This is a genomic window from Photobacterium sp. GB-56, from assembly GCF_003026105.1.
In the GTDB taxonomy this organism is placed as follows: Bacteria; Pseudomonadota; Gammaproteobacteria; order Enterobacterales; family Vibrionaceae; genus Photobacterium.
Genome location: NZ_PYNW01000011.1, coordinates 111,682 through 134,988, shown reverse-complemented (window position 1 = coordinate 134,988; position 23,307 = coordinate 111,682). Strand labels below are relative to the sequence as shown.

Sequence of the window (23,307 nt, the reverse complement as noted above, 5' to 3'; positions counted from 1 at the left end):
TTTGAAAAGTTGTCGCCACTGACGTCTTTTCTGGCGAAAGCCAAATATAGCAATACCCCGTGGTGGGGTTCCCGAGTGGCCAAAGGGAGCAGATTGTAAATCTGCCGGCACTGCCTTCGAAGGTTCGAATCCTTCCCCCACCACCATCTAATTTGAAAAGCTGTCGCCACTGACATCTTTTCTGGCGAAAGCCAAATAATAAGCAATACCCCGTGGTGGGGTTCCCGAGTGGCCAAAGGGAGCAGATTGTAAATCTGCCGGCACTGCCTTCGAAGGTTCGAATCCTTCCCCCACCACCATCTAATTTGAAAAGTTGTCGCCACTGACGTCTTTTCTGGCGAAAGCCAAATATAGCAATACCCCGTGGTGGGGTTCCCGAGTGGCCAAAGGGAGCAGATTGTAAATCTGCCGGCACTGCCTTCGAAGGTTCGAATCCTTCCCCCACCACCATCATTTAAACCAGTAGCTCAGGCTGCTGGTTTTTTTCTATCTATACCTTTACTCCCTCTTAAATATTTCCCATCTAAGTTCTAAATTTGTACGTAAAAAAATTGCTATAATTTCATTATATGATTACTTTTATTCATGACATTTAATAATGAACAACATGCATATTAAATATCATAAACATCAATAATAACAATTAAATGGATAGTATATGGCTTTGGGTTTCACGGAATTAGAACAAGAAAAGTGGAACACCATAAAAGTACTCATCGTAGATGATCAGCTCTCTTCTGCTCAACTCGTTAAAAGTGTCTTAGATAAAATTGCGATCAAATCAATTGATATCGCGACCTGTTACCAACACGCTATTCAGTTATGCCAAACCCAGCGTTATGATCTTATTTTGTTTGATTTCCATCTTAATCAAAATATTAATGGTGGTGAGTTACTGTCTTTACTCAGACAGCAAAACCTTATTCGTTCAAATTGTGGAATCATCTTTTTTTCTGGAGATCACTCACCTGAAGTCATTTCAACCACAATGGGAATAGAGCCTGATTGTTTTCTTACCAAACCCATTAACGTCGGCACCTTAAAACAACGAGTGATCAGTGTCTATAAAGTTTGCTTACACAGAGAGCCAATATATCAAGCTTTAGACAAGCAAGATCATCAACAAGCAATACAGTTATGCCGGCATTTACTCCGAGAGCAAGGCCATAATCTGCATATAGAAACGCTTTTACTAGAGCTACTTATCGAAATAAAACAATGGCAGCAAGCAGAGCAATTATTACTTTTATTTAAGCAACGCTCTCAACACCATAAGTTATCATTGATTGAAGCAAAACTTGCGACAAAGAAAGGCTATCACCTCGAAGCGATTAACCGACTAAAACGGTTAATTAAGCATGTCCCTCTTTGTGTCTTTGCTTATGATGAACTAGCGTCCCTTTATCAACAAAATAACCAAGTCGATAAAGCTCAAGAAGTCGCCATGCAGGTACTCACCTTAACACCAACCATACCGCATCGAGCTTTAACTGTTGCTCAATTATCTGCAGATATGAATGATATTGATAACTTTCTGCAGGCAGGGAAAACATTAGCAACACATCTACCGATTATTGATAAGTTATGGCTAGTACACTTTGCTGAATATACCGCTATTTTCGAGCAAATTTACACAAACCAATTATCAAACCAGCATAACCATCGACTACACACTGCTATTAAAGATATCCATCACTTAGCTCAGCTAAGATTACAGGGTGAAAAAAAGCAACATTTAGACGCCTTCGCCAATATTGCACTGGCTCGTCTCTACCACATAGATAAAAAGATCCAAAAATCCAAAAGGCGTTTACTAAAAGGATTAAGTCCATTTTTCGGTGTGATGCTTCAAGCTCCGTCAATAGTCATGATCGAAGCACTTCCTATGCTAATCAGTTATGGTGAAAGCCGTTTAATTGGAGAGATATACCAAGTATTAATGACACGATCTGAACTCGATGAACACAGTCAGCACCGTTTAAATGAATTAAAAGAGAAACAGCTCATCATTGAAAATGTACGTTTACTTGTAAGCCATTTAGAAACAGCAAAAGCTAATTTGATACAAGATCCCAAACGAGCTGGTGCGCTATATCAAACGATTTTACATGATTACCCACAGTGTAGTGAGGCAATGCTAGGTTATTGTGAAAGTTTACTCAATCAAAAGGCTTACAATCACTCTGATATTCAAAAAAGCTTAAAACAACTAAAAACCATCGAGTTACCACAACCGTTAGCGGATTGGAGAAAATCCTTAATAGCGAAATTATCCTCTCCACAGGTCATATAATAACGACGGAAAATAAAAGCCTAACCTAAGTAGTTTCTAAACGAACACATACTACGTTAGGCTTTTTCGCATGACTCAATCGTCAATTAACGAATAAATCGGTTATAGATAAATAGCAGCACTAAAGCACCGACGGTGGAAATAATAATAGTACCAAGCAGACCCGACGCACCTATACCCAACAGTGAACCAAGGAAACCACCAGCAAAAGAACCAGCAATACCTAAGCCACATGTTGCAATCCAACCGCCACCATCATTTCCAGGCATCAACCATTTAGCGAGTGCACCTGCTATAAGGCCAACAATAATCCAAGTGATAATAGACATGATATTTTCCTTCGTCCGTGGCAGTAACAAGGTAATTACTGCACCATATTGATAAAAATACTTTTTAAAACAACATGTTTGAGTATTTCGTATTCATTCAGCATAGACCTGATAACTCACTCAGTACAAGTAAAGTACTCATTTTTTATCTCTTTTTATCATGACCTAAACTTCTAGCTAAAAATAGACTGTTATTAACAATCTAATATATTGATTTTTAATAACTATATTTCATCAACCCATTAATATTAAATTCTTCCTCAAAGCAATAAAACACTGATTTATTTATTTGACAGACTTACCACGAGGGGTATGTAAACAGATTGTTTAAATATGTTTCAGAAAAAACAACATTATCTTTAGCTATTCATCCCTTCTCGGTACCTAAAAAAATAAGTGATCTTCATCACAAACGTATATCCGTGAGAGACTTAATATAGTGACACTATTTGTATGATGTAAGAGCTAGCTATGAACAGATTTGAAGGAAAAGTTGTCATTATCACAGGTGCGGGTAATGGTATGGGTAAAGCTGCGGCACACCGTTTTGCCTCTGAAGGCGCAATTGTCGTTCTAGCAGATCTTTATCAGGACGCACTAGATAAAGTACACAGTGAGCTAATTTCAGAAAAAACACTGTGTGTTAAAACCGATGTTTCAAATGAAGCTGAAGTAAAAAACCTTATTGATCAGACCATTAAGAATTTCAATAAGATTGACATCTTAATCAATAATGCTGGCGTACATATTCCAGGCACAATATTAGACGGTAGCATTCAAGATTGGGAGAAGATCTCTAGCGTAAATATTAATGGTGCTATTTACTGCTCTAAATATGCATTACCTCACTTGATCAAAAGCAAAGGCTGCATTGTTAATAATGCCTCTGTTTCTGGTTTAGGTGCTGACTGGGGCGCAGCTTACTACTGCGTATCTAAAGGCGCTATTGTTAACTTAACTCGTGTACTTGCACTGGATTTTGGCCTACAAGGTGTGCGTGTTAACTCTGTATGCCCAAGCCTAGTGAAAACCAATATGACTAATGGCTGGCCGGAAGATATTCGTAATAAATTTAACGAACGTATTCCGCTTGGTCGTGCAGCAGAGCCTGAAGAAGTCGCAGCGGTAATGAGCTTCTTAGCAAGTGATGATGCCAGCTTTGTAAACGGTGTTAACCTACCTGTAGATGGTGGTGTTACCGCTTCTGACGGTCAACCTAAAATCGTTGCATAATCATAAATAACACCTACCGAAGGCGGCTCTTTATCTTTCTCGTCGCCTTCATTTCTTCCTCTTACCTTCGCTTTATATCGATTAACCTCATCGTTTATTTAAAAGAAATAGGCTCTACCAGCGTTAAATATCTATGTTAGTATCTTTGCTTATCCGTAATTAAAAAACTGACAGAAATCGGAATAAATGATGAAAGTTATCTCCTTCAATATCAATGGGCTACGCGCTCGCCTTCACCAACTTCAAGCCTTAATTGAAAAGCATCAGCCGGATGTGATCGGCTTACAAGAAATCAAAGTTCATGATGAAGCCTTCCCTTTAGCGGATGTTGAAGCGATGGGCTACAAAGTTTACTTCCATGGTCAAAAAGCCCATTACGGTGTTGCAATGCTATGTAAGCAAGAACCAATTAGCGTACAAAAAGGGTTCCCAACCGATGATGAAGATGCCCAACGTCGAATGATCATGGCCACCTTTAAGCAAGACAATGGCAAGAACATCACTGTCATGAACGGTTATTTCCCACAGGGCGATAATATTAAGCACGAAACAAAATTTCCTGCAAAAGAGAAATTCTACGCTGATCTGATGAATTACCTAAATACGGCCCACACTAACGATGAAGAATTGATCGTGATGGGCGATATTAATATCAGCCCTACGGATTTAGATATCGGTATTGGTCCTGCTAATGCTAAACGCTGGCTAAAAACAGGTAAGTGCTCATTCCAACCAATTGAGCGTGAGTGGTTACAAACCTTGCTAGACTGGGGTTTTGTCGATACTTTCCGTCAACTTCACCCAACCGTCGATGATAAATACTCATGGTTTGACTACCGCTCGAAAGGCTTTGTTGATAACCGAGGTCTACGCATTGATGTTATTCTTGCCACACCATCACTGGCTGAGCGCTGCATTGAGTCCGATATCGACTACGAATTACGTGGTATCGAAAAACCCTCAGATCACGCACCTATTTGGTCTGTCTTTAAATAATTAATAAAAGGTGAGTTTCTACTCACCTTTTTTATCTTCACTCTACTTCACCACAAGGGACTAATTATGAAGTTGTTTGTATTTGATCATTGCCCTTTCTGCGTAAAAGCAATGATGATTGCGGGCTTAAAAAAAGCCGATATTGAATTGGTTTACCTACAAAATCACGATATTGACGCACGTATCGAAAAAGTAGGCGCTAACATGGTGCCTATTTTACAAAAGCCAGATGGTAGCTATATGGCTGAGAGCCTAGATGTCGTCAAATTTATCGACAACAACGATGGCAGTCCTGTTTTAGCGCCGGAAGTACATCAAGATGAATTAGTACAATGGGCTGAAGCAGCACGAGATTGTGTACCCTACCTACTCTACCCACGCTGGCTAAAAATAGATCTACCAGAGTTTCAGGTTGAAGAAGCAAAAACGTGGTTCTACAACAAAAAAACGCCAATGTTATCCGTTAGCTTTGAAAGAGCCTTTGAAGATTCTTCGCACTACATTGAGCTGACCAATAAAGCGCTGCAAACATTGGAATGGGTAACACTGCCTTCTGAGCGAAGCAACCAGCTTAGCTATGATGATATTCATCTATTTCCAATGCTACGTAATTTAACTGTCGTGAAAGGGATCCAATACCCAACTCGCGTACGTCAATACATTGATGAAGTCGCAGCACTGACTTCAGTCCCACTTTATGATGATGTGGCGGTGTAAAAAAGCGCTGATAAAACAAAAAGCTCAGCATCTATCATTAGCATGCTGAGCTTTTTCTATTCAACTTTATTAATCTGTTATTTCAGTTAATGGCTGTAAATGGCGTAAATACCGCGCTTCAAGTTTTTTAAATACCCAGATTATGACAAACGTCAGCACCATGTAACAAAGCCCAGCAAACAAGAAAGATTCAAACGGCGCGTAGTAACGAGAGTTTACAATTCTCGCGGCCCCTGTTAAATCAACAATCGTCACAATACCGGCAACGGCTGAGCCATGAACCATGAAGATCACTTCATTACTGTATGCAGGTAACGCTCGTCGTAATGCACTAGGAAGAATAATACGACGAAACGCTTGAAATGGGCCCATACCATAAGCTTTCGCCGCCTCTATCTCACCTTGCGGCATACTATTAATAGAGCCTCGAATAATTTCAGCGGTGTATGCGGCAGTATTTAAAATGAAAGCAACTAACGCACAGAACCATGCTTCTTGCCACATTGTGCCCTGAACATTGATAACTTGGCTTAATCCGTAATAAATAAGATAAAGCTGAATCAATAGCGGCGTACCACGAAAGAAATAAATATATGCCCAAGCTGGAAACGCAATAAATTTATGACTGCTATTTCGCATCATTCCAATGGGGATCGCGCAAATTAAACCGATCACTAGCGAAACGGTAACCATCCACACTGTGGTGTAAAAACCTTCTAGATAGATTTCCCAACTTTCTGTAAAAATACTAAAGTCCATCAGCTCTACCTCGTCGGAATACTGTATTTACGCTCGGCCCAATTGAGTGCCAAGGTTGAAATAGAGGTAAAGATCAAAAACACAACCGCAATAGTAAAATAGAAGGTAAACGGTTTTTGAGTGGTTCCTGCAGCCAATGCTCCTTTACGCACCATGTCATCTAAACCAATGATAGAAACCAGTGCGGTGGTTTTTAATAACACTAACCAGTTATTACCAAAGCCAGGTAAAGCATGACGGATCATTTGAGGCAGTAAAATTCGACGAAAGGATAAAAATGCACTCATGCCATAGGCTTTACCCGCTTCAAGTTCACCTTTATCTACCGCTAAGATCGCGCCTCTAAAGGTTTCTGCCATATAAGCACCAAAAATAAAGCCTATTGTCAGAACACCAGCAACAAAGGGGCTGATCTCGATATAATCAGGAAGGTAACTTGTCCATTCGTGGTTAGGATCAGATTGAGTAAAAGAATTATTCAACCATTCATTAATATTATACAAGCTATCATTAAGTAGCATTTGACCACCGAAGAAAATCAGCATCATCAATACTAAATCAGGAATACCACGGATCACCGTGGTGTAAAGTGTGGCGATAGCACGCGCCCAACGGTAAGGTGAGAGTTTCGCTAAAGCGCCTAACATACCCAGTGTTGCTGCTAATAAAAGAGAAAGCAGTGCCACTTGTATTGTTATCATCGCCCCTTGAGCTAAAGACCATCCATATCCATATAAATCGAACAACGTCATACTCCTTCATTGTTCGAATAAGAGAGCACTTAGCTTAGCCCTTTGACGAACTCGCCAAACTAGAAGCTAGGTGCTCTTTATTCATTTATGACTTACTGACCGTAAACATCATATTTGAAATACTTATCAGCGATCTGCTTGTATTGACCGTTTTCACGTAGTGCAAGAATTGCTTCATCCAGTTTTTTGGTTAGATCTTTGTCTTGTTTGCGCACGGCAATACCAAAACCTTCACCGAACCATTTAGGATCTGTTAATGATGGGCCGATAAATTCAAAACCTTCACCACCGTCTTTATTTAGCAAACCTTCTTCTAATGCTGATGCATCACCCAATACGCTAGCAATACGGCCGGCTTTTAAATCTAGGTAAGCTTCGTCAAATGAGCCATAACGAACGATTTCAACAGACTCTCCGAAATTATCCGTTAAGTATTTGTCATGAGTCGTTGCACGTTGAACACCAATCTTCACACCTTTAAGCCCTTCTTTAGTGAAGTCGAGCTCGGTACCTTTTTTGGCAACAAACTTGTTCGGGATAAGAGCATACTTACCAGTAAAGTCGATTTTCTTTTTACGCTCTTCGGTAATAGACATTGCAGCGATGATTGCATCGTATTTACGAGCAAGCAGTGATGGAATAATACCATCCCAATCTTGGGCTACAATTTTACATTTGACCTTCATTTGCGTACAAAGCGCGTTTGCCATATCCACATCAAAACCTTTCAGCTCACCGTTTGGCTCAGTCCAGCTAAAAGGAGGGTAAGCGCCTTCAATACCAAAACGCACTTCTTTCCACTCTTTTGCTTGTACTGCTGATGCACCCATCGCTGAAATTAATGTTGCGGCTAAAATCCATTTTTTCATATCGCTTCTCCTGCTACGTTTAATTGTTCACACCAAGCCATGCTGTGAACCTTGTACTATTTGTACGGTTATCTAATCACAGAGGGTTAGCCTCTATGTCTTAATCGATAACCCTAAGTTTAGTAAATAGACGAAATAAATTGCTGCAATCTTTCAGATTCAGGCTGGGTAAATAGCTTATCGGGATGACCTTGCTCTTCAACAAGGCCTTGGTGTAAGAACATCACTTGATTGGATACATCGCGAGCAAAAGCCATTTCATGAGTGACTACCAGCATGGTACGGCCTTCTTGCGCTAAATCTTGCATTACACCTAATACCTCACCCACCAATTCAGGATCTAAGGCCGATGTCGGTTCATCAAACAACATCACTTCAGGATCAACAGCAAGGGCTCGCGCAATTGCTGCACGCTGCTGCTGACCACCAGATAAATGGGCTGGATAATAATTACGGCGTTCAAATAAGCCCACTTTTTTGAGTAAGGCTTCCGCTTTTTCAATCGCTTCTGCTTTAGGGACACCGAGCACATGTATCGGCGCTTCAATCACATTCTGTAGTACTGTCATATGAGACCACAGATTAAATCCTTGAAATACCATGGCTAAACGGGCACGAATGCGTTGAACTTGTTTATCATCAACAGGTAAATATTCACCGCGACGATTATTGTGCATTTTAATCAATTCACCATTAACCCAAATTTCGCCTTGAGTAGGGGTTTCAAGTAAATTGACACAACGTAAAAAAGTACTCTTTCCTGAGCCTGATGAGCCAATAATCGAAACGACATCTCCTCTTCTTGCCGTCAGCGAAATACCTTTTAATACTTCATTGTCACCAAAAGATTTATGCAGGTTCTTAATTTCTAGCGCCACGTCATCCTTCATGTGCGCATACTCCTGTCCCTTTAGAAATCATCTACTACTCGTTTGCCAATTCTATAGCAAAGCACGACATTTCATTAAAAATCATCTTTTTTGAAAGTATCATCTGAAATTCATGATTGCAACATTTCATTAACCTAACCAACATATATCAAACAGCACCATAACCTGCCATTATACCCACATAAATAGCATAAATACTCAGTTCTGTTTTTATATTCATTTTTCTTATAAGCAGGAGAACAGCCTTTTTTGGGTGATATAAATGAAGGACAAAAGACTAACTGGTAAGATTTGAGCAATATTTTATTTTATGTCTATTTTATTGACTCAACATTGACGAAAAAATAGCGGATATCTTTATAGTATTTTTTAACAAGGTCGAGAATGCCATAAAATTCGCATTCTAATATTACTCTGCTATGTTTGTTTGAAGAATAAAAATGACTCAAATTTGCATATCCTTGTAAGTCATCATATTAATTATCTCGCCTTTTTTTTGTGACCTTTAACAATAAAAACAAAATGGCGTTACATTAAAAGAGGCTATTCATATTTTTCAGTAACAATTAAATTATTTTTGAATATATTGGTTTTATTTAATGTCTCACATACGTTAAATAAAACCCAAAAAAACAACAAACACATGATAAATAACAACTATTCTTTTTTGGTATTTAAAGACCAGCCAAATGTAATAAAATTACATTAAAATTTTCTTTAGTTTTATCAAAAAAATTATATCGTTAATTTTCAATAAGTTACAATCATGAGAGATATAACAAAATGTCTAATTTTGTTATAAATTTTCACAGCAATGATCTAGGTCAAATATATGATGCGTCACCTTTGGTATTATCTCCTCAGCGAATTAAATCTCACTTCAACTCAATTAAAGAGCACCTGAGAAAATGGAAAATAATTCTTTCGACTCGTTAATGCCACCAGCAATGGCAAAAAAAGCTGAAGAAGTCGGTGTTTACAAAGCAACTAAGCACCCACTACAATCTTTCTTCTTAGCGATTACCGCTGGTGTATTCATCTCTATTGCATTTGTGTTCTACACAACGGTAACTACAGGTGCAGGCGATATGCCATGGGGTATGGCAAAATTCGTTGGTGCATTAGCATTCAGCCTTGGCCTTATTTTAGTCGTTATTTGCGGCGGCGAGCTTTTCACTTCTTCTGTTCTCATCACTGTTGCTCGCGCAAGTAATCGAATTACTACTGGTCAATTATTACGAAATTGGGTTGTTGTTTATGTTGGTAACTTCATCGGCGCGTCATTCTTCGTAATTTGCATTTGGCTAGCAAAACAACACCTTGGCGATAATGGCCAATGGGGTATTACGGCGATGAAAATAGCTCAGCACAAACTGCACCATACCTTCGGTCAAGCCGTAATACTTGGTATGTTATGTAACTTAATGGTGTGTCTAGCCGTATGGATGACATACTCTTGCCGAAGCGCAACAGATAAAATCATGGTTATGCTATTACCTGTTGCTATGTTTGTTGCTTGTGGTTTTGAGCACAGTATTGCAAATATGTTTATGATCCCAATGGGCATCGTTATCCATAACTTTGCATCGCCAGAATTTTGGACAATGACGGGCATAGCCCCTTCACAGTTCGCAGATTTAACAGTTAACAATTTTATTATGAACAACTTAATTCCAGTCACTATAGGTAACATTATTGGTGGTGGTTTCTTAGTTGGTCTCACATACTGGGTTATTCATCGTCGTCCGGAACTTAACGGCAATAAAAAGCACTAAGTTCTAACGTCGGTAACAGGTATTTTTTTCTACTGAAATAGATAGATAGGTAGGTATACAATGGCAGAGCAATTTGCTGGATGGGAAGGCTTTACAGCTGGTGATTGGCAGAACGAAGTAAACGTTCGTGACTTTATCCAAAAGAACTACACTCCTTACGAGGGTGACGGCTCTTTCCTTGAAACAGAAGCAACTCCAGCTACAGCGAAACTTTGGGACGCTGTAATGGAAGGCATCAAACAGGAAAACGCGACTCACGCACCTGTTGATTTTGATACAGATGTTGCCTCTACTATCACTGCACATGATGCAGGTTACATTGAGAAAGAACTAGAAACTATTGTTGGTCTTCAAACTGACGCGCCTCTTAAGCGTGCTTTGATCCCTAACGGTGGTATCCGCATGATCGAAAATTCATGCAAAGTATACGGTCGTGAATTAGATCCTATGCTTAACAAGGTTTACTCTGAACTACGTAAAACACACAACCAAGGTGTTTTCGATGTTTACACACCTTCAATCCTTAAGTGTCGTAAGTCTGGTGTTCTAACTGGTCTTCCTGATGCATACGGCCGTGGTCGTATCATTGGTGACTACCGCCGCGTAGCACTTTACGGTATTGATTACCTAATGAAGGAAAAACTAGCTCAATTCGCTTCTCTAGAAGAAGAGTTTTTGAATGGTGAAGACCTTCAAATGACGATGCAACGTCGTGAAGAAATTTGCGAACAGCACCGTGCACTTGGTCAAATCAAAGAGATGGCTGCTAAGTACGGTTGTGATATCTCACTTCCAGCTGTTACTGCACAAGAAGCTATCCAGTGGACTTACTTCGGCTACCTAGCTGCTGTTAAATCACAAAACGGTGCTGCAATGTCTCTAGGTCGTACTTCGACTTTCCTAGACATCTTCATCGAGCGTGATATCGCCGCTGGTAAGATCACTGAAGCACAAGCGCAAGAAATGATCGACCACTTCGTAATGAAACTACGTATGGTTCGTTTCCTACGTACGCCTGAGTACGATGAGCTATTCTCTGGCGACCCAATCTGGGCAACAGAATCAATGGGTGGTATGGGTCTTGACGGTCGTACACTAGTTACACGTACTAACTTCCGTTTCCTAAACAGCCTATACACTATGGGTCCTTCTCCAGAGCCAAACATCACTGTTCTTTGGTCTGAAAAACTACCTGTAGGCTTCAAGAAGTTCTGTGCGAAGGTATCTATCGATACATCTTCTATCCAGTACGAAAATGATGACCTAATGCGTCCAGACATGAACTCTGACGATTACGCAATCGCTTGTTGTGTATCTCCAATGGTTGTTGGTAAGCAAATGCAGTTCTTCGGTGCTCGTGCTAACCTTGCTAAGACTATGCTTTATGCAATCAACGGCGGTGTAGATGAGAAGCTTAAGATTCAAGTAGGTCCTAAGACTGAAAAAGTAACTGCTGAAGTTCTTGACTACACAGATACTATGGATCGCCTAGATCACTTCATGGATTGGTTAGCAACAACTTACGTTGCAGCACTTAACGCTATCCATTGGAGCCACGACAAGTACAGCTACGAAGCATCGCTAATGGCTCTACACGATCGTGACATCAAGCGTACAATGGCTTGTGGTATCGCTGGTCTTTCTGTTGCAGCTGACTCACTATCAGCTATCAAATACGCAAAAGTTAAACCAATCCGTGATGAAGACGGTATTGCAATCGACTTCGAAATCGAAGGCGACTACCCTAAATTCGGTAACAACGATGCTCGCGTAGATGACATCGCTTGTGACCTAGTTGAGCGCTTCATGAACAAGATCCGTACTCACAAAATGTACCGTGATGCGATCCCAACTCAGTCTATCCTAACTATCACATCTAACGTTGTGTACGGTAAGAAGACGGGTAACACACCAGACGGTCGTCGTGCAGGTGCTCCTTTCGCACCAGGTGCTAACCCAATGCACGGTCGTGATGAGAAAGGTGCTGTAGCATCTCTAACATCTGTAGGTAAACTACCATTTGCTCACGCTAAAGATGGTATTTCTTACACATTCTCTATCGTACCGAACGCGCTAGGTAAAGATCTTGATACTCAAGAAAACAACCTAGCAGGCCTAATGGATGGTTACTTCCACCATGAGTCTGGCATTGAAGGTGGTCAACACCTAAACGTTAACGTTCTTAACCGCGAAACGCTTGAAGACGCAGTTAAAAACCCAGAGAAATACCCACAGCTAACTATCCGTGTATCGGGTTACGCAGTGCGTTTTAACTCTCTAACGCCAGAGCAGCAAGCTGACGTTATCTCTCGTACTTTCACTGCATCTCTATAATATAGAGCGTACAGTTTAGTATGTAGGAAACTTGTTTCCTGATAAAAACCGGTCTTAATGGCCGGTTTTTTTATGTCTACATATCTTCCCCACAAGCCTCGCTATTGTTTATCGACTCAATGCAGATTTTTTAATAATTACAACATATCTATTACCAATAAAGTCATCTCTCCAAATTTTTATAAGTTAGCGATAAATTGACACAAAATAAGAGAATACCCCTAATTTCCATCCCGATATTTCGCTACAATACCCTAGTGGTTTGTAATAAAATAACACTCAAATAAACGCAGCATGCGGAGAAGTAATCAATGTCAGCAATAGGTCGTATTCACTCATTTGAATCTTGCGGAACCGTCGATGGACCTGGTATCCGTTTTATTGTTTTTCTGCAAGGTTGCTTAATGCGCTGTCAGTACTGTCATAACCGTGATACATGGGATACTCATGGTGGTCGTGAAGCTACGGTAGACGAACTTATGCATGAAGCGAAATCATACCGTCACTTTATGAATTCATCTGGCGGAGGTGTTACTGCTTCTGGTGGCGAAGCAATGCTTCAACCTGAATTTGTTCGTGACTTTTTCCGTGCTGCGCAAGCTGAAGGGATCCATACCTGCTTAGATACCAACGGCTATATTCGCAAACATACTGATGTGGTTGATGAAGTGTTAGACGCAACGGATCTTGTGATGCTAGATCTTAAGCAAATGGATGATGGTGTTCACCAAAATCTAGTTGGTGTTTCCAATAAACGCGTACTCGACTTTGCTCGTTACCTGCACCAACGCGGTCAAAAAACTTGGATCCGTTATGTTGTTGTTCCGGGTTACACCGATGACGAACATTCTGCACATCAACTTGGTGGGTTCATAAAAGATATGGACAATATCGAGAAGATCGAACTACTTCCTTACCATCAACTCGGTGAGCACAAGTGGGAAGCTATGGGCTTTGAATACCCGTTAGCCGGTGTGAAACCACCGAAAAAAGAAACCATGGAAGCGATTAAAGAAATCCTTTCTAGTTATGGCCATAAAGTGATGTACTAATCCACTCAACAAAAAATACAAAAAGCGAGCATTAGCTCGCTTTTTAATACGTGTTAAACGGTAACTATCTTAACGGGATAATGGCAAAATAATCGTCAAAAAGGTGATAAAAAATAACATAATGCCAATCGAAAGTGGTGCTGTATGTTTCAACGTAGTCACTGGCTCGTTCATTGATAGCTTCCTTTAATATTTTTAATGATTTTGATATATATCAAATTTTAAAGTGTAATGATGAATAAACACACAGCCAATATTGCAACCAGAGTTTACAGTATTCACCAAATTCATCTTCATACTTCTACTCTATATATCGATATACTGCTTCTGCTCTAGTGACTAAATAACCACTTTCTTATTCTTTTATTACCTATCTCTAAAACGCATTCAATAAATCTTATATACGGTACAAAACGCAACCAAAAACAGCAGCAATTTATAACAACAAAAATAAAATTAACCATGATAAAATGATGGTATAAAAGAAAAGCAAACGATTGCGTCACTATATACATCTTTATCTATAGTATTTAAAACCAACACCATCAATATCACGCAGATACGCATGATTTCCACTGTGAGGATATAGCCTATATGAAAAGCGACATCGATATTTGCCGTGACACCCTACTCTCTCCGATTGAAGGCATTGCCAAAAAAGCGGGTATTCAACCACAGGAACTGACACCGCAAGGTTCATTAAAAGCAAAAATAAAACCTGCCATTTTGAATCGGTTATCGGATCAAGCAGAAGGGAAACTGGTGGTCGTTACTGCGATTACACCAACCCCACTAGGAGAAGGAAAAACCGTTACAACAATTGGTTTAGCACAAGGGTTAGCAAAAATTGATCGCTCAGTAATGGCTTGTATTCGACAGCCGTCAATGGGACCTGTCTTTGGCGTAAAAGGTGGCGCAGCGGGCGGCGGTTATAGCCAAGTCGCACCAATGGATAAGCTAAACCTTCATCTTACGGGTGATATTCATGCGGTTACGGCAGCGCATAACCTTGCAGCTGCTGCAATTGATGCTCGCTTATATCATGAATCACGTTTAGGTTATGATCTATTCAGTGAAAAAACGGGATTACCTGCGCTACGTATCGACATTAATAACATCACTTGGAAACGCGTGATGGATCATAATGATCGTGCTTTGAGAATGATCACCATCGGTCAAAATGAACCAGATAAAACCATTAATGGTTTAGAGCGCCATGACGGCTTTGATATCACAGCCGCCTCTGAACTCATGGCTATTTTAGCACTTGCCGATGATCTCCATGATATGCGTAAACGCATTGGCCGTATTGTCGTCGCTTATGATCTTGATGGTAACCCTGTTACTACAGAAGATCTGCAAGTAGCAGGAGCCATGACTGTCACTCTCTGCGATGCCATTGAGCCCACCCTAATGCAAACGTTAGAAGGCGTACCCACTCTTATCCACGCAGGTCCTTTTGCCAATATCGCGCACGGAAATTCATCTATTATTGCAGACAAAATCGCATTAAAACTCAGTGACTTCACCATTACTGAAGGTGGCTTTGGCTCTGATATGGGATTTGAAAAAGCCTGTAATATTAAAGCCCAGCAAGCAAAAAGAGGCCCTGACTGTGCCGTTGTTGTGGCAACATTGCGTGGCTTAAAAGCCAACTCTGGTCTTTATGATTTACGTCCAGGACACGCTTTACCTGACGGTATTTTTGCCAAAGACAATGATGCGCTGGTTGCAGGGTTTGAAAACCTAAAATGGCATATCAGTAATGCCGCCCGTTATGGTGTTCCCGTTGTTGTCGCAATTAACCGTTTCCCACAAGATACAGATGAGGAATTAGCGCAACTACAAGCAATGATCAAAGCAGAGAGCTTTGACACTTTTGTAGACGTTGCTATCAGTGAAGCCTTTGGTAAAGGCGGTGAAGGAGCGATTAAACTCGCAGAGTGTGTGGTAAAAGCCTGCCAACATAAAGCAAACTTCACTCCTTTATATCAACTAAACCAGCCATTAGAAGAAAAAATAATGGCTGTGGCTGAAGTAGGATATGGGGCTAGTCATGTAGCGTTATCAGAGGTAGCTCAGCAACAATTAGTCAAATTTAAAGCTCTAGGGTTTGATGAGCTGGCTATTTGTATGGCAAAGACACCGCTATCTATTTCAACCGACCCTAGTATTAAAGGGGCACCAAAAGGCTTTACCGTCCCAGTACGTGAATTAAAATTGTGTGCAGGAGCTGGATTTATTTATGCTTTATGCGGCAATGTAATGACAATGCCAGGGTTACCTGAAAAGCCCGCATTTATGAATCTTGATATCGATGAGAATGGCAATATTATCGGCTTAAGCTAACAACGGCTAAAGGTTAACAATAAAAGGTTGTTGTTGCTTAACGCATTCAATAACAACCTGTTAAACGACGCTATCTTATACTTGCCCGAATACAGAGATAGCTATATTACTTTAACGATATCACTCGACAATAACCAAAAAAAAAAGACCTTAAAACAAATATGGCTTTTCATTTTTAATAATATACTGTAACAAAAAAAGATGCCCATATGGTGTCAGATCAATTTATTTTATACCTAACCTGCTACTCTCAATGGCAGAAAATAAAATATTAATGAGGCTAACTCAAATGGAAATGACCCACGCTCAACGCTTAATTTTATCTAATCAGTACTACTTGATGTCAAAACTGACACCTGAAAACGCAGCACATTATCGTCGCCTTCAAACCATTGTTGAACGTGGCTATTCATTACAAATGCGTGAACTAGATAAAGACTTTGGTGATTTACCTGAAGATGATTGCCGTCAAGTTATCGATTTTATGGAGATGTACCACGCTCTCCAAGAATCGTTTAATCTTGAAGATTGTCGTTGCGATGGTGCCAAAGATATTGATCAACGCCGATTACAATTCCTTGGTTTTGATGCTGCCACTGAAGCACAGCTTGTGCATTACGTCCGCTTCCTCGTTGATGATGAAGGTTTATATCCTCAATTTGAGAAAACAGAACATCGCTTCAATAGCCAAGTCCCAATGCTAGAAAAATACCAACGTATGCTAAAAGTATGGCGCAACTGTCCACGCCAATACCATTTATCTTGCAACGAAATTCAGCAAATAATCACAGCGTAAATTTTCATTCAGCCCTAAAAAACCGAGTCTATGCTCGGTTTTTTTATGGCATGATATATTTACCTTTGTCCCGATTAATAGCTATAAAACGCTCATAACATACCATATACACCTCTTTTTTGTGAACTATACCGTAAATTGCTATTGATATAAGGCATGAATTGTTACTAAATGGTATAGCTACATTCCTAATTATCTAAAAGTATAAAAATTTAGTCGAGATACGCTAGGGATTACGGATTAACATGGTACGCTTCTTTTCCTTCCTCTTTTTTTTCGCCACGCCAGTACTTGCCCAACCGACTCAGAATTTAATCGTTCTAACGACATTTTCAGAATCTGTACTAAACCCGATCGTTAAACAATTTAAACAGCAGTATCCAGAAAGCGAAGTTAGAGTCATTGTACGACGTGAAGAATCAGGGCTTCGGTTATTGCAACAGAACAACCATGATATTGATATTATCATTTCATCATCACCAACCTTCTTCCAGCCTCTAATCAATAGCCAAAAGTTATTACCGCTTCATGAAACTACAATTAGAAAAACGCCTCAGCAACTTTCACGTAATGTTTTTTCCTTCGGCCACACAGGATTCGGATTACTGTGGAACAATAACTATTTAAATAAGAATAAGTTACCAATTCCTAGCCGATTAAAGGATTTGATAAAACCTTATTACTATCGTCATATTAGTATTAGCAGTCCTTATCGTTCAGATACCACCCATTTAATGATTGAAAATATATTGCAGCAATATGGCTGGGTTGAAGGTTGGCGATTGCTCTATCAAATTGGAGGAAACCTAGCGTCAGTGGAAACCAGTGCGTTTTCACTCAGTGAGGCTATCTCTCGCGGTTTAATTGGAATAGGGCCGGTTGTTGATAGATATGCACACACTTATAAAAAACAATTTTCATTTGTTGATTTTAGCTATCAACCACAAAGCGCTTTATTACCCCATTATGTAGCCATGGTAAAAAACAGCCACCATTCACAATTTTCGAGAGATTTTGTGAGTTTATTACTTTCACAAGAATGCCAAACCAAATTAACAATTGACGGGCAACTCGCCAATAATGGTGATATTGGCCGAGATGAGTTTATTAAAAAGACGTTTAATGTTGCATCGCTAGATTACGATGTCATTCAGCAACGTTCAGGCTTAGTAAAGCACCTTTTTGAACAAACGATTAGTAGTCAACTTCCTCAACTTAACCAAGTATGGCAATTGCTGCATTCGATTGAAGCTTCATCAAATAAACTAACAAAACAACAACATGCTGATTTTCTTCATGCGAAACACTTAGCTTCTACCTCACCGATTGGCGTAGATGATTTAAAAAATAAGATATATCATGAGTTACCGCTATTTAGAGATAACCCGCAAGTTGATTATTTTAGACAGCAATGGCGGGGAAAAATGGCAGCACAACTTGAGCAAGCCATCGCATTAAGCCAAAAGATTATTAACGGGAATCCGGCATTGCAATGATCCGCTATATCAACAAGAAAACCATTGGTAGTCGCCTTATTATGGCGATTATTTTGATGGCATTTCTCACCATTACAGTCAGCCTTATTGCTGTCATCAACTGGGAAAAACTCAGCACACAAATTGAAACGATTACAGATAACAATATGCCAACCTTACAGGCAAGTTATCAGTTAGAACGCAACACCGCTGAGCTACAGGCAACATTGAATAACTTGGGCCAAAATACCAACCCGCTCAAGCATGAAACCATTAAAAACAAAATCACACATATTCTCGATAATATAAGCTTAGCCATTAATAACATTGCTAACCTACACTATTACCCCGCAATAAAATCAGGTCAACAAACCCTTGTTAAACAAATAGATAATTACACAACACTGTTACAACAGAGAAATAGTGGCTTGTTTACCTTAAAGCAGACAGAAAACAGCTTAAAATGGATCCATCACGATCTTATTGATGAACTGACACCACTACGCCAAGAAGTTGAGTGGAAACTCAATAACATGAACCGTCACGGAATTAAAAAAGACGCCGTTCAACTTGATGTTGTTAACAACGTTATGAATGAATTCTCATTAATTCAATCGATCACCATTAAAGAAAATGAGCTTCATCAATTAGTCGAAGAGATCGTTCAACAACGCAAAAATAGAGACATTGAAAACGCCTTTAATTTTATTGGTCATAAAATTACCGAGCTTAATGCTATTAGTAAGAATATTAGTAATTATCCTTCAGCCGTTCCATTTCGCCAATTATTAGAGAGATTTACCACAATCTTAAAACCAGGTGGTCAACTCGAACAACAACTAAAGCGGGATGTCGTTTTAGGGTTGCAAATAGACCGAGCTAAGCTGGATATTAAACAGCGCCTCTATCAGCAAGAAGAAATGATCCAAACATTGGTTGAACATGCAGATAACTCTCTTAAAAAACTAAATGATGAAACACATAGCGCTATTTTTCTGAGTAACACCATGTTATTTGGCGTTGTCTTTATTACTATCATACTCACTATTTTTCTCTCGGTTTACCTTGTCGGTAACGGTATTGTGAATCGCTTAAATTTATTAAGTAAAGATTTATACGCGGTTGCAAAAGGCGATCTTAATGTAAAAATTGCAACAACAGGCGAAGATGAGATAGGCATGCTTGGCGAAAACCTGCGTGACTTCTGTCAGCAAATGCAAGATATTCAAACCACCAATGCCCTTAACCTAATCAATAACACTCAGGCGAGCATCATCACTTGTAACATGCTAGGTGTAGTTGAATCTGTCAATTTACAGGCGCTAAAGCAATTTAACTTTGATCGTATAAGCCAACACCAAACATTATGGGATTTATTTGATAGCTCAGTATCTCATAAACTGATCCAACTCTTTGATCAAAAAAGCCCATTAAGACAATTAGGTGCCTATAAACTCACGGTTACCTTTAGTACAGACCAAAATAGCATCTTCTATCTCAGACTCGATTTTCGCGTATTCAAACAAGGTAATCAGGATAAAGTCATAATCACTATGACTGATATTACAGAACAAGAAAAAACCACCCGTTGGCTTGAAAGTAAGGTCACGGAAAAAACGCAATCATTGATATTAAGAAACCAACAACTAAAAGCAGAAATAGAAGATCGCAAACGTATCGAAGGGGATTTAATCGCCACTCAAGATGAATTAATCCAGGCGGCTAAAATGGTCACGGTTGGTCAAACCATGACATCACTCGCTCATGAGTTGAACCAGCCTCTTTCTGCTATTTCGACACGTCTATTTAGTGCGAAACTTGCAATTGATAACAAAAAATATGAAAAATTACCGGATAATATCGAAAAGATAGATGATTTAGTGATGCGTATGAGTAAACTGATCACTAGTTTACGTAATTTTGCAAAAAAACAGTCAGCAACGAATCCGTTAACGCGAGTTGATATTCAAGACTCGATCAAGCAAGCTATCGTCATCGTTGAAAGTCGCGCAAAAGTACAAAAGACAACCATAACAAACACCATTACCACACCGCTTTTTGTACAAGCCGATCAGGTACAACTTGAACAAGTACTGGTAAACCTACTGGTTAATAGCTGTGATGCTGTTGCTAGCTGTGAAGAGCGCCAAATAACAATTCTTCAGCTAGAAAGCACAAAAAAAACTATCAGGATTGCAGTTTTAGATAGCGGTAATGGCTTTAGTCATGACATTATTGAGAAACTATTCATACCTTTTACGACAACAAAAGATGTTGGTCTTGGTCTAGGATTAAGCATCTGTGGTTCAATTATGACAAGGTTAAAAGGTAACATCTTCCTCGCTTCTGGTCTCACAGGTGGAGCGATGATTGTTTTGGAGTTAAAAAAAGATGATGAGTGATGAAATAAATGTACTGATTGTCGATGACGATCAAGATGTATTAGATGCCTACCAAGAGTTATTAGAGTTGTCAGGCTACAATGTAGCAACGGTTCAAGACTCAACCAAAGTAATTAATATGTTAAGTCATAATTGGTCTGGAGTGATTGTAACAGATATGTACATGCCCGGTTTAGATGGCATGGAACTATTAGAAAAAGTTCAAGATTTTGATAACGAAATTCCTGTCATTATCGTAACGGGTCATGGTGATATTCCAATGGCTGTTGACGCACTTAAAAAAGGGGCGATTGATTTTTTACAAAAGCCATTACAGCCTAACGAACTGATAAAACTATTAGAAAAGCATCTACCTCAGCGTAAAAAGATCATTGAACAGCGTAAAACATTGCATAATACCGCCACCGAGTTACTTCTCGGTGAGAGTCCATTGATTGTAAAAATACGCGAACAATTAAAACTGGTTGTTAATTCAACCAAGGATGCCTTAATTGAAGGTGAAAACGGCACGGGGCGTCATACCGTTGCTAAAATTCTGCATAAGAATAGTCCACTTCATCAAGGCCCGTTTATCGAGGTTGATGGCTCAAGTATTACTTGTACCCCCGATCTTCAACGTAGCATGATTTCAGCTCGCAGCGGGTGTTTGTGTTTAAGTAATCCACACATTATGCCAATCGAAAGCCAGCAATGGTTATGTCGTTTCTTATTAGAACAAGAGCGACAAGGTAAAAAAGAAGTGCGTTTACTTGCTCTATTCACAGGCTCACCTGAACCATCGGTGGAAAGTGAGCAGTTTTTACCTGAACTATTTTATTTTTTAAGCCAAGTACGTTTTAGTCTGCCGACACTGCGTCAACGTAGTAGCGATATTACCTTTATTTTTAAACACTACTTAAAACAGAGTTGTAAAAAACTTAATAAAGCATTACCTGCTATTGATAAAGCCTACATCAACACACTCTGTCGCTATGAGTGGCCAGGGAATGTCTTAGAGCTTAAAAACGTTGCAGAGTTATATGCCATTGGCATTGTGAAATTAGCCGGACAAGAGCGTTCTAAACCCCTTGAGCAAATGAGTAGCCCACTGGATGATTTAGTTGATGGCTATGAAAAACAAGTCATTGAAGATGCGCTATACCTGTTTGCAGGACGTATTAATGAAGTATCATCATATTTGCAAATCCCACGTAAAAAGCTTTATCTAAGAATGAAAAAGCATGGACTTGATAAAGCCGAATATAAAGTAAGACCAAGCCATTAAGCAGGTCTGCTCATCAATACTCCTTGAATAGAAGCCTTCTCTCGCGAAGGCTTTTTACTATCAGAACAAAAATACGTTAGCGACAACCAACAATAAGCATTACACTTAGCGGCTGTTTTTCCGCTTTGGTTTACTCTTATGTCCTATCAATGTCCTCTATGCCATGAGTCGCTTCTTCTTGACGCTCATAGCGAACAACCTAAAACCTACCGTTGTTGTAATAATCACCAATTTGATTTGGCAAAAGAAGGCTATGTGAATCTCATGCCTGCTCACCATAAAAGCTCGAAAAATCCTGGTGACAATAAAGAGATGATGCAAGCTCGTCGCCTATTTCTCAATACAGAGCATTATCAACCACTGCGTGATGCCGTCATTGCACAACTTGCATCACTTCTCCCTGATGGTGCGACTGAACTACTTGATATTGGTTGTGGTGAAGGCTACTACACCTCTGAATTTGTAAAACTACGCCAACAATTTCCTGCACTTTCCGTCCATGGTTTAGACATTTCAAAAGTTGCAGTGAAATACGCCGCTAAGCGTTACCCTGAATGTGATTTCTGTGTTGCATCAAGTCACCGTTTACCCTTTGCCGATCAATTATTTGATGGTGTAGTCCGTATTTATGCGCCATGTAAAGGTGAAGAGTTAGAACGCGCCATCAAACCCGGTGGAATTTTAGTGGCTGTGACCCCTGCACCCCGCCACTTATATCAATTAAAAGCATTAATTTATGATGGTGTACGCCTTCATGATGTCCCCGTTGAAACGATTCCTGGCTTTGATCTGGTTGCCGATGAGCAACTACACTACGACATGACATTAAGCGGTGAAGAAGCTACGGCATTGATGCAAATGACGCCGTTTGCTTGGAAAACATCAGAGCAAGTATGGCAGCAATTAGCTAACGCCAATAATTTCCATTGTGAGGCAGATTTCGCAATCCGCGTATATCGCCGCCAGTAACACTGTATTAATGCGAGTTATTACCATACGCAATTGATAATAACTCGTATTAA

The 23,307-nt window shown here is 39.7% G+C and carries 18 protein-coding genes and 3 tRNA genes; 16 read left to right on the top strand and 5 right to left on the bottom strand.

Going from position 1 to position 23,307, the window contains the following annotated elements; genetic code table 11:
* Nucleotides 1-61: 61 nt before the first annotated feature.
* From C9J42_RS15310 to C9J42_RS15295, 4 genes are all read left to right on the top strand, one after another.
* Nucleotides 62-146: transfer RNA gene (locus C9J42_RS15310), tRNA-Tyr, on the top strand.
* A 68-nt stretch (nt 147-214) separates the two neighbouring features.
* Nucleotides 215-299, top strand: a tRNA-Tyr gene (locus tag C9J42_RS15305).
* 66 nt (nt 300-365) lie between these two features.
* A tRNA-Tyr gene (locus C9J42_RS15300) sits at nt 366-450 on the top strand.
* Nucleotides 451-658: 208 nt separating this feature from the next.
* Nucleotides 659-2,293, top strand: a complete 1,635-nt coding sequence (locus C9J42_RS15295) for a response regulator (RefSeq protein WP_107287708.1) — start codon at nt 659-661, stop codon at nt 2,291-2,293.
* A gap of 86 nt (nt 2,294-2,379) precedes the next feature.
* Here the strand turns inward: C9J42_RS15295 and C9J42_RS15290 are convergent, their stop codons facing one another.
* Complete coding sequence (locus tag C9J42_RS15290; RefSeq protein ID WP_107206019.1) at nt 2,380-2,622, bottom strand: GlsB/YeaQ/YmgE family stress response membrane protein; 243 nt, start codon at nt 2,620-2,622, stop codon at nt 2,380-2,382.
* A gap of 471 nt (nt 2,623-3,093) precedes the next feature.
* On the opposite strand from C9J42_RS15290, the gene C9J42_RS15285 reads away from it, so the two are divergent.
* The 3 genes from C9J42_RS15285 to grxB all read left to right on the top strand — a co-directional run bounded on the left by C9J42_RS15285 (nt 3,094) and on the right by grxB (nt 5,568).
* Nucleotides 3,094-3,855 carry an SDR family NAD(P)-dependent oxidoreductase gene (locus C9J42_RS15285; protein ID WP_107206018.1) on the top strand — a complete coding sequence of 254 codons (762 nt, stop codon included), beginning with the start codon at nt 3,094-3,096 and terminating at the stop codon, nt 3,853-3,855.
* A 189-nt stretch (nt 3,856-4,044) separates the two neighbouring features.
* Nucleotides 4,045-4,851 carry an exodeoxyribonuclease III gene (gene xthA, locus C9J42_RS15280; RefSeq protein WP_107206017.1) on the top strand — a complete coding sequence of 269 codons (807 nt, stop codon included), beginning with the start codon at nt 4,045-4,047 and terminating at the stop codon, nt 4,849-4,851.
* A gap of 66 nt (nt 4,852-4,917) precedes the next feature.
* The gene (gene grxB, locus C9J42_RS15275; RefSeq protein WP_107206016.1) at nt 4,918-5,568 is read left to right on the top strand and encodes a glutaredoxin 2; all 651 of its coding nucleotides are present in this window, start codon (nt 4,918-4,920) and stop codon (nt 5,566-5,568) included.
* A gap of 69 nt (nt 5,569-5,637) precedes the next feature.
* Here grxB and C9J42_RS15270 read toward each other — a convergent pair whose 3' ends face one another.
* From C9J42_RS15270 to C9J42_RS15255, 4 genes are all read right to left on the bottom strand, one after another.
* Nucleotides 5,638-6,327: an ABC transporter permease gene (locus tag C9J42_RS15270; RefSeq protein ID WP_107294709.1), complete on the bottom strand. Its 690-nt coding sequence runs from the start codon at nt 6,325-6,327 to the stop codon at nt 5,638-5,640.
* Between the two features lie 5 nt (nt 6,328-6,332).
* Nucleotides 6,333-7,073 carry an ABC transporter permease gene (locus C9J42_RS15265; RefSeq protein WP_105061294.1) on the bottom strand — a complete coding sequence of 247 codons (741 nt, stop codon included), beginning with the start codon at nt 7,071-7,073 and terminating at the stop codon, nt 6,333-6,335.
* 98 nt (nt 7,074-7,171) lie between these two features.
* Nucleotides 7,172-7,948 carry an ABC transporter substrate-binding protein gene (locus C9J42_RS15260; RefSeq protein WP_107294708.1) on the bottom strand — a complete coding sequence of 259 codons (777 nt, stop codon included), beginning with the start codon at nt 7,946-7,948 and terminating at the stop codon, nt 7,172-7,174.
* A 119-nt stretch (nt 7,949-8,067) separates the two neighbouring features.
* Nucleotides 8,068-8,838 carry an ABC transporter ATP-binding protein gene (locus C9J42_RS15255; protein WP_107247384.1) on the bottom strand — a complete coding sequence of 257 codons (771 nt, stop codon included), beginning with the start codon at nt 8,836-8,838 and terminating at the stop codon, nt 8,068-8,070.
* Nucleotides 8,839-9,746: 908 nt separating this feature from the next.
* Between C9J42_RS15255 and focA the strand changes: the two genes are divergently transcribed.
* The 9 genes from focA to rlmA all read left to right on the top strand — a co-directional run bounded on the left by focA (nt 9,747) and on the right by rlmA (nt 23,254).
* Nucleotides 9,747-10,613: a formate transporter FocA gene (gene focA / locus C9J42_RS15250; RefSeq protein WP_107294707.1), complete on the top strand. Its 867-nt coding sequence runs from the start codon at nt 9,747-9,749 to the stop codon at nt 10,611-10,613.
* 60 nt (nt 10,614-10,673) lie between these two features.
* Nucleotides 10,674-12,947 (top strand): formate C-acetyltransferase, encoded by a 2,274-nt coding sequence (gene pflB / locus C9J42_RS15245; RefSeq protein WP_105059643.1) that lies wholly within the window; start codon nt 10,674-10,676, stop codon nt 12,945-12,947.
* A gap of 311 nt (nt 12,948-13,258) precedes the next feature.
* Nucleotides 13,259-13,999 (top strand): pyruvate formate lyase 1-activating protein, encoded by a 741-nt coding sequence (pflA, locus tag C9J42_RS15240; RefSeq protein ID WP_107302119.1) that lies wholly within the window; start codon nt 13,259-13,261, stop codon nt 13,997-13,999.
* Nucleotides 14,000-14,593: 594 nt separating this feature from the next.
* On the top strand, nt 14,594-16,348 hold the full coding sequence (locus C9J42_RS15235; RefSeq protein WP_107290887.1) for a formate--tetrahydrofolate ligase: 1,755 nt from the start codon (nt 14,594-14,596) through the stop codon (nt 16,346-16,348).
* A 289-nt stretch (nt 16,349-16,637) separates the two neighbouring features.
* On the top strand, nt 16,638-17,144 hold the full coding sequence (locus C9J42_RS15230; RefSeq protein ID WP_107206009.1) for a YfbU family protein: 507 nt from the start codon (nt 16,638-16,640) through the stop codon (nt 17,142-17,144).
* A 245-nt stretch (nt 17,145-17,389) separates the two neighbouring features.
* A complete protein-coding gene (locus tag C9J42_RS15225) occupies nt 17,390-18,640 on the top strand; it encodes an ABC transporter substrate-binding protein (RefSeq protein WP_107206008.1) in 1,251 nt (416 codons plus the stop codon).
* The gene (locus tag C9J42_RS15220) at nt 18,637-21,021 is read left to right on the top strand and encodes an ATP-binding protein (protein WP_107206007.1); all 2,385 of its coding nucleotides are present in this window, start codon (nt 18,637-18,639) and stop codon (nt 21,019-21,021) included. The genes C9J42_RS15225 and C9J42_RS15220 overlap by 4 nt, the downstream gene beginning before the upstream one ends.
* Nucleotides 21,011-22,285, top strand: a complete 1,275-nt coding sequence (locus C9J42_RS15215; protein WP_107206006.1) for a sigma-54 dependent transcriptional regulator — start codon at nt 21,011-21,013, stop codon at nt 22,283-22,285. Before C9J42_RS15220 ends, C9J42_RS15215 begins: the two co-directional genes overlap by 11 nt.
* 138 nt (nt 22,286-22,423) lie before the next feature.
* Nucleotides 22,424-23,254, top strand: a complete 831-nt coding sequence (gene rlmA / locus C9J42_RS15210; protein ID WP_107247382.1) for a 23S rRNA (guanine(745)-N(1))-methyltransferase — start codon at nt 22,424-22,426, stop codon at nt 23,252-23,254.
* Nucleotides 23,255-23,307: the final 53 nt, after the last annotated feature.